This window comes from Algoriphagus litoralis (assembly GCF_003259255.1).
Classification (GTDB): domain Bacteria; phylum Bacteroidota; class Bacteroidia; order Cytophagales; family Cyclobacteriaceae; genus Algoriphagus; species Algoriphagus litoralis.
Map to the genome: position 1 here is coordinate 1 of NZ_QGOL01000034.1, position 9089 is coordinate 9089.

Sequence of the window (9089 nt, forward strand, 5' to 3'; positions counted from 1 at the left end):
AAGGTTACCGGAGATCGCCAAAGACTTAGCCGTGCCGTCGAAGATAAAGCTTCCGTCTGCAAAGGTGATTCCGGTAATCGTCGCTGGAGTAATCTCAAAGTCAGCGCCTGTGAACTCAATCGTGTAATTCGGGCCGGCCTCCAAGGTTCCCAACTTAATTGGATATAGCCCAATATCCTCACCATCTTCCCTTTCCAATTCACCCGTGAGCAGGGACACATCGTCTGTTCCTTCAAATCCAGAGACTGTATAGAGCAGAATAGGGTCAGGTTCTCCAAAGACTTTACTCTGGCTTTCCTCCACTTTTATTTCCAGAACTTTTTGAAGCGTAGTGAAGGATTGGTTGTCACCATAGGAAATGAATCCATTCTGGTTTATGCTATAGGACCTTACAAAATATGTGGTATTGATAGCCAATCCCGTAACGGTATTGCTAAAGGTATTGCCTGCAAGACTCATTGCTACCTTGGCATCCGAAACGGTTGGATCTGAAGCCAAGGAATATACCACACCGACTTCCTGTACACAATCCAAGCCTGAACTGATACTTCCCCCTAGAACCGCAGTGGTAGCAGTAACCTGGATTGCAGGATCGGTTGCAGGGATTGCCTGGGCTGGAGCAGAAATCGTTATCTCTTTGGTCTTCTGGCAACCACTGGCATCGGTGACGGTCACCGAATAGGTTCCTTCTTTCAGGCCCGTTGCAGTGGAAGAAGTCTGCTCATTTGACCACAGGTAGGTAAATGGTCCAGTTCCTTCTAAAATTTGAATACTGACTGTTCCATCTGATCCATCAAAACAAGAGACGTCACTAAGGTCTGTGAATTCAAAATCCACTGCCTGAACTTGAATCAAATCAGCTTTTGTCAAGGTCCTTGAACAGCCATCCAAATCCCGAACGGTAAGCGTAACAGTGAAAATCCCAGCACTTTCATAGGTATGGATAGGATTCCTTTCGCTTGAGGTTTTTCCATCTCCAAAATCCCAGTTGTAGGAAATAATAGGAGCTGAAGCCCTTGACTGATCCGTGAATGAAACCTCCAGAGGTCCGCAACCTTTTGTAATATCGGAAGTGAATTCTACTGAAGGCCCGATAACCTGGATATAATTCGAAATGGTTTTTGTATCAGTACAACTAGTTCCAGTATTTACACTAAGTGTAACGGTAAACGTTCCGGTAGCCTGATAGGTATGCGAAGGATTCTGTTCAGTAGAAGTTGTTCCGTCCCCAAAATCCCATGACCAAGTGGTGGCACCTTCAGATTGATCTTCAAAGTTCACTGTCAATGGCCCGCAGCCAAACTTGGTATTTGCGGTAAAGTCAGCAGAGACTGGCTGGTTCGAAAATACTTTTTCTATGATCGAAGTACATCCAGTGATTGAATTGCTTGCGGTCAGCCGAACAGTAAATTCTCCAAATGATGTATAGCTAACAATAGGGTTTCTAGAAGTACTTGTTCTACCGTCTCCAAATTCCCAGAACCAGGTATTGGCATCTGTGGATCGGTCGTCAAAGAAAACAGTTACAGTTGCAGAACAAGCCACAACAGGGGATAATCTGAAATCGGCCTCTGTCGAGCATTCAGCCGGCAAAACGGTCAGTTCGGCTGTCAAAACCAAGGTCGTATAATTAGTTCCTGAAATCGTCGCAGTTACTTCCTGTGAACCTACCTGAGTTCTGCCATTGTTGGTATAGGCTACAGAAGCACCTTCTGGCAAAGTTCCACTGATGGCCAATGACTTTTCCGTGCCGTCAAATTCAAAACTCCCATCTTCGAAAGTGATTCCTGTTAGGATTGCCGGAGTGATTTCTCCTTGATTGCTGACAAAAGGAATTGGAGCTAGGTAATTGGAAGCATCGGTACCCGAAAGCGCATAGGTAACCGTAACCGTTTTTCCTGTTCCAACATTGGGATTATCATAAGTGCCGCTTGGAGTAAGCACGAGTTCATCCCCTTCTACTAAATTCAAAAACGGTCCTGCCTCTACTATTGCGTTAAGGTTTCCATCGAAAGGTTTTGGAGAAAGAATAGGTCCTCCAATTTCCAATTGCAATTTTTTGACAGGGATGGATACTTTAGTACTTATAGGTTCAAACTCATCATTTCCGGCCACAGATACTGTAATTTCAATCAATGTCTCGGTTGCTTTCATGGCATTTAATCCTGTGCCATCTGGAGTCACGCTGATAAATTCATTGAGTGCTACCGCATATTTGACCGGCAAACCGGAAGGAGTGCTTACATCAAAACCAACACCGCTATCGCCGTAGGTTAAAGATGGTGGGGAATTAAATGTAATAGTCTGTGGGATTTGCTGTGATTCATAGGCTCCCAAATCGATGACGCCTCCAAATACCCTTGGGTTTCCAGACAAGTCAATGGGACTGTCAGGCCCACCGGAGAAATTGGATAGGTCGGTATCCGGATCGCCTGCATCAATTGCCGGACTTGTACTTAGTAGGGTATAATCACCGTTTTCCGGATCAGTAAACTGCGGATCGGCATCGAGGTTATCACCAGCATCCGTACCAAAAGCTGAATTCCAACTTTCACTACCGCCAGATCCTTTAATCAAGCTATTGGAGATGATTGGAGTGGCCAGCGAAGTATTAAAAATCTCAGGTCCATTAGGCGCCGAATCCCCCCATAAGATCACATTGACCAGGATTGGGTTACTAGAATTAGAAGGAAGATCCACCGAATTATATAAAGCACCTCCTCTATCCGCCGAGTTTCTTGTAAAAGTAACATTAGTTAAAGAAGGGGAACTACTTAAATTAAACATCCCACCCCCAAATTCAGCGCTGTTGTCTACAAACAGAACGCCTTTCAAGATAGGTTTGGCAGATCCATTAGTATATATCCCACCTCCAGCATTTGAACTGTTCCCAGAAAATACAACGATAGTAAGCACTGGAAAGCTGGCTTGACCAATTGCGAGGCCTCCACCAAATTCTCTTGCTTGGTTATTCTTAACTAGTACATTATTAAGAGTGGGATTACCTTCAATGATTAACATCCCTCCTCCAATTTCAGCATTATTGCCAATAATTTTGAGATTGTTTAGTGAAGGGCTTCCATTAGAGATAAACACCCCTGCGCCTCTTTCATTCGGTTCAATTCCATTTGATAATCCCGCCGTAATGGTAAAGCCGTCAATTAAGGCCGTGTTAGCTGTCCCATTGCCGGTAACCACATGGTAGCTGTTAGTTCCTGTGATATTATCTGTGTCGGAGACAACGCCATCTGTCTTGGTATCATTCTCGTCTATGTCACCGCTAAGGATGGCAATATTTGTTTCCCAGTCCCTCTCATCTAGGGTGCTTTCCGTGCCTGCAAAGCCCCCATAAATTTCCACCTTATTGACCAGTTGAAAGGTTGCTGAGCGGCTGCTTCCATCATCAGTTGGCAGGTAAATTCCCTCAGCTACCCAGATTTGGAGTTTATTGATACCGCGCCAATCTTGAGCCCATTCCAGAGCATCCCGCAGTTCTGGGACGGCATTTTCCCAGGAGCTACCTTCACCATTTCCAGTTGCGTCCTGATCTACGAATAGAATATTATTTTCACTAGGTTTTATCGGTGCCTGAGCTCCTTGAAATTCAAAAGCGCCTAAATCAATGACCACTGCATCCAGCCTTGGATTTCCTGCCAGATCAATCGAATTGTCCGGTCCACCGGGGAAATTGGAAAGATCGGTATTCGGATCTCCTCTATTAATAACCGGGCTTGTACCTTGCAGACTAAAATCTCCTCCTGTAGCAGGTAAGGTAGTGAAATCAGTAATTGGGGCTACAAATAGGGGATCATTTGCAGCAAGTGTGCCATCCAAATTCCCCTCTCCAGCAGGAGTTAAACCCTGAATGAGGCTGTATTCAACCGAGGAAACAGAACCATTGAAATCATTCAATCCTGCAGTAGCTGTTCCGATTCCTGTGTTGTCTTTATTGTTCCAAATGACCGTATTCCTGATTTTTGGATTGGAGGTCGGCTGAGTATTAAATATCCCTCCGCCTGATGAGGCTTCGTTTCCGCTGATGGTCACATTGGTAAGTATAGGACTTGCATTATTATTTAAAATAGCGCCGCCACGGGCGGGGTTAAGGGAATTTGTAACTCCTTGATTTCCGCTGAAAAGTACATTGTTAAGAATTGGCTCTCCTCCGTTACTTCCTCCTGCATTATACATACCACCTCCTCCTTGGATACCGGAAATCCCTCCACGGGAGATATTACCTCTAAATTCAGAATTAGTGATAATCGGTGAGCTGCCATTGAGATTGTAAATTCCCCCTCCACTGGAACTAACACCATTACCAATAAACCTGACCTGATCCAGTTTTGGATTACCTGAAATATTGGCTATCCCTCCTCCACTATTTGCTGAGTTATTCTGAAAAGTCACATTGAAAAGCGTTGGAGAGCTTCCTTGTGAATTCAACATTCCTCCCCCATTTCTCCCAGCTCGATTACCAATAAACAAGAGATTGTAAAGGGTTGGGCTTCCGTTTTCATTGATCATTCCCGCCCCATCTTCGATTCTTGTAGAGCTTCCTGTAATTGAATAGCCAGCGGTGATATGGAACCCATCCAAAATCGCAGACTCATCTGTATCCGATCCATCGACGACATGGTACGAATGTCCCACCACAGTAGAAATGGGGTTTTCCAAAAGGCCATTACGGCGCTGTATGATATCACCGCTCAGGATGGTCTTATTTTCCTCCCAGTCCCGTGACTCAAATTCACTTCCTCCGGCTGGGAATCCACCATATACCTCAACCTTTGAAGTCAGGTGAAAAGAAAGGGAGGCATCCAAATCCTCAGTTGGAAAATAAGTCCCTTCCGCTACATAAATTTTCAAAACGTCCTCACGCTCAACCCAATTTAGTTTTGCCCAGTTGAGCGCATCCGAAAGCTGGATCACTGCATTTTCCCATGAGTCACCAGTTCCAAAACTTTCGGTAGCAGACTGATCTACATATAGGATATTCCCTTCACTTGGATTAATTATATCCAGTGTGAAGTTGGCAGTTTCAGAAAATTCTCCACCCGAAAAACTGTTATCAATCGCCTGGACTCTCCATTCAAACGTTTTGCCTAAGTCTTCGTCAGTTAAGTTCCAGATATATTCAAGTCCCAATTGCGCATTACCCATTTCCGCAACTAATCTCCAGCCATTGGAAAGCAGGCTTTGACTACTTGGTCGGTAGGTAGTGGTTCCGATTTGCCGGATATAAATATTATAACTGAGTGAATTCGGGCTGGTAGTGTTATCTGTAGCTGATTCCCACCCTAACACAACCTTCATTACTGGGATGTCAACTGAAGTAGTTAAAGAAGTTGGAGCGGAAGGCGCTTGATAGGTAGTCCCATTTTCTACAGAATTATTCCTGTAAACCTTACTTATTGGATTACCTCCGGAATTTGATCCTGTCAAAAGAATATCCAGGTCACCATCCCCGTCGTAGTCTCCCCAAGCAACTGAAGATTGATAAACTCCTGTCAGTCCTGCTGCTATATCGGTAAATACTCCGGAGTCATTTCTGTAAATCCTGCTGATTAATTGAGTATCGGAAATCCTCCCGGAAAGTAAGATATCCAAGTCACCATCTCCATCATAATCGCCCCAGGCTGCTGAAGACCACAGCACATCTGTCAATTCGGCCTCAATATCATTGAAAATCCCTTCATCATTTCTATAGACCTTGCTGATATTTTGTCCACCAGAACCAACTGCTCCAGTCAACAAAACATCCAAATCTCCATCTCCGTCGTAATCTCCCCAAGCCACAGAAGACAACGCCACACTTTCCATACCGCTTGGCACTTCAGTGAAAACCCCTGCATCATTTCGATAAATTTTGGTGAATAGAGCAGTGGTTTTATCTCTAGACCCAGTCAGTAAAATATCTAAATCACCATCACCATCGTAATCCCCCCAAGCAACTGAACTATAAAAAACACCTAAAAGACCTGCTTCTATGCCCATAAAAACCCCATTATCATTTCGAAATACCTCACTAAAGGGTCTCCCGCTGTTTAGGCCAGTCAACAGGATATCCAAATCCCCGTCATTGTCATAATCTCCCCAGTCTACCGATGAGAAACGTACTCCAGGTAGGCCTGAGGCTATATCCACAAAGTTTCCATTATCATTTCTGTAAATTTTACTTACTGGAACATCACTTGAATTGTTACCTGTCAGTAAAATATCCAGATCCCCATCCCCGTCATAATCGCCCCAAGCAACAGCCGATTCATAAACACCAGTCAGCCCTGCTCCTAAGTCAACAAAGACACCCCCCTCATTTTTGTAAATCTTACTTACAGCAACATTACTTGAGTTATATCCAGTCAATAAAAAATCCAAATCCCCATCACTGTCATAATCTCCCCAAGCAACAGATGAATAAGAAACACCTTCAAAAATCTGGTCTAGTTCTTCAAAATTAGTTCCTTGGGAGAAAGCCCCTTGATTGAAAAAGGTGACTAGTAGTCCTATAAAAATCAAAAAGCAACATTTGCTTTTATTTATTTCCAAAGACAGATTTTCGTCTCTTGCTATACCAGTAGAACTTGATTCCATAGTCAATTTTGTGATTCGATTTCTTGGATATTCTTTTTGATTTCAATCTCCTTTTTCTCAAAAAACCAGTGCACCAAGACCCCGATCAGGACGACCAAAAAAATGGTCCACAGTATGGTTGCTTGGCGTTTTGACATTTAAAAAGAATAGAGACTAACAACTTAAACATAGTCCCTACAGCTAAAAATTTGGCTTAAACCAGCGTTACAAAGCTGTTACAAAAGAAAAAATCGGCCTTTAGGCTTCAGAAAAGTACTTTTCGAAAAAACTCGAAAATGGAAAGTCTTTGGGTAAATCCAATTTTTTTCGGATTCTATGCCAGGTCACCCGAAGGGAAGCCGGTGAAACTCCAAGCGCATTTGCGATTTCCACCGATGGCATTTCCAGTTTATTAAGCAAAAGAAAACGCATCTCAGCTGGAGAAAGATTGGGGTATTTCGAACTTAAATCTCTGATCAGGTTGGGAAAAACTTTATCAAACTGTCGCTGAAAAGTATCCCAATCGGACTCGGTCAAAATGGTACTCAATTTCAGTTCATTAATTAATCCCTGCTGTTCTTCTGAGGGAGGGGAATCTTCCAATGACTGAATGATTCTGGAGTTGCTGTTGATTTTTTGGATATAGATTTTCAGAAGATTTCTGGCATTTTCCAGTTCCAGGTTTGCCTTGTCCAGTGCGATGGTTTTCAGCTTTTGTTCTGCCCTATTTCGTTCTTCCCTGATCCGGTACACTACGAGAAATCCGACAAGTAAAACTGCTAGACCTCCGATGATGAAATTCCGGATCACCTTATTCTTTTCTGCCTGATCATTGAGGATTTGAATCTCCTTTTCCTTTCGACTGGCCATCACCTCCTGATTTGCACGCATAAGCTGCAGCGCACTGAATTTTTCATTGACCCTCTTCTGGTAAATCAGGGCTGAATCCAAGTAAGCGGTAGCCAGTTGAGGATGATTCATAGCTGCTTCCCATTTGCTCATGACAGGATACAGCTTTGCAAATCGGTCTGTCTGACCTGAGCGGGTAATGTATTCCAAAGCTTTATCAATATAGGTTTTGGCTTTAGGGAGATTGCCTTGTTGGACATAGATATCAGCCAAAGGCAGGCATGATCCTACTGCGAGCCCAAAGTCCTCAAAGCGTTCGGCCAGAAGAATATCTTTCTCCAGAAAAGGAATTGCCTCCTGAAGTTCCCCTTTCAGAAAATAATTGTATCCCAGATTGCCAGAGGCTATACCTACCCATTGATCTGAGGTCGAATCCGCATGAATCAGGAGCTTTTCGAAATAGAAGTCCGAACTGTCCAGCTTTCCGATTTCCCGGTAGGAAAGCCCCAGATTATTGAAGGCATGCCGATAAGCATAGATGTAATACTCATCCAGAGGCAATTCGGCTACAAGTGGCAACTCAGCTACCCGCCTGAAATAGGAAATAGCTTTTGGATAATCTCCAAAAAAAAGAAAGTCGTTACCAATCTGTTGAAGGAAAACAGCTTTATCCGGAAAGTCCTCTATGCTCATATCCGTGATCAAATCATCCAAAATCAGGTGCCAGCGGATAGACTTTTCAAACTCCTGCTGGTCCCAATAAACGGAAGCAATCCCGTTAGCTGCTCTACTGGAAATGTAGTGAAATCCCTTAGCCTCACTTTCCTGCTGTACTTTAATCAGCATTTCAACAGGTTCGAGACGATTGAAAACTTTATAAAAAGCCTCCAAAAGATCTGCTTCCTGAAGTAGGTTTGGATCTTTTTCTCTAATACCAAGCTGGCGCATACCAGCTAGGGTGTCTGCCAATCCTTCCAAAGTGATACCCCCGTGATTGGCACTGTAATACAATTTAGAAAGGATCTCTTTTTGCTCAATGTGAGGCTTATGCAGCAGTTCAGCATATTGTGCAAATCCGCTTGTAGGGAAAAGCAAAAAGTGGATAAGGATAAAAAACAATCCACCTACGTCGGCCTTTGAAGGGGCAAATTCAGCGTTTCTCACGCCTAAAAAAGTAATCTTTTCTGTTGAAATCAAAGTTATTTGATAAAAATTTCAATCTCAGGGGAAATACCTTCTGGGGTCAAAGTGAAGAGTTTAAAGTGAAGGCGGAACGGTTAAATAATGGGGAACCTTGAAGGTTAAATGTTGAGGGTTAAGAGTTCAATGTTGAATGAGGTTAAAAGTGTAAAGGTTAAAGTGAAGAGGTTAAAGTGAAGGCGGAACGGTTAAAAAATGGGGAACCTTGAAGGTTAAATGTTGAAGGTTAAGAATTCAATGTTGCATGAGGAATGAGGTTAAAAGTGTAAAGTTTAAAGTGAAGGATGAATGGTTAAAAGAATGGGGAACTTTGAATGTTGAATTGGTAAAGGTTTAGGGTTAAGGGTTCAATGTTGAATGAGGAATGAGGTTAAAAGTGTAAAGTTTAAAGTGAAGGATGAATGGTTAAAAGAATGGGGAACCTTGAATGTTGAATTGGTAAAGGTTGAGGGTTAAGGGTTCAATGTTGA

General features: G+C 43.1%; 3 protein-coding genes. All 3 read right to left on the reverse strand.

The window, feature by feature from the left end; translation table 11 throughout:
* Positions 1–6591: PKD domain-containing protein (locus DK188_RS21020; RefSeq protein WP_111672832.1), on the reverse strand; the 6591-nt coding region annotated here is incomplete at its 3' end.
* Between the two features lie 2 nt (positions 6592–6593).
* Positions 6594–6728 (reverse strand): hypothetical protein, encoded by a 135-nt coding sequence (locus DK188_RS21795; protein ID WP_262512141.1) that lies wholly within the window; start codon positions 6726–6728, stop codon positions 6594–6596.
* Positions 6729–6828: 100 nt separating this feature from the next.
* A complete protein-coding gene (locus DK188_RS21025; protein ID WP_111672833.1) occupies positions 6829–8616 on the reverse strand; it encodes a tetratricopeptide repeat protein in 1788 nt (595 codons plus the stop codon).
* Between the last annotated feature and the right edge of the window lie 473 nt (positions 8617–9089).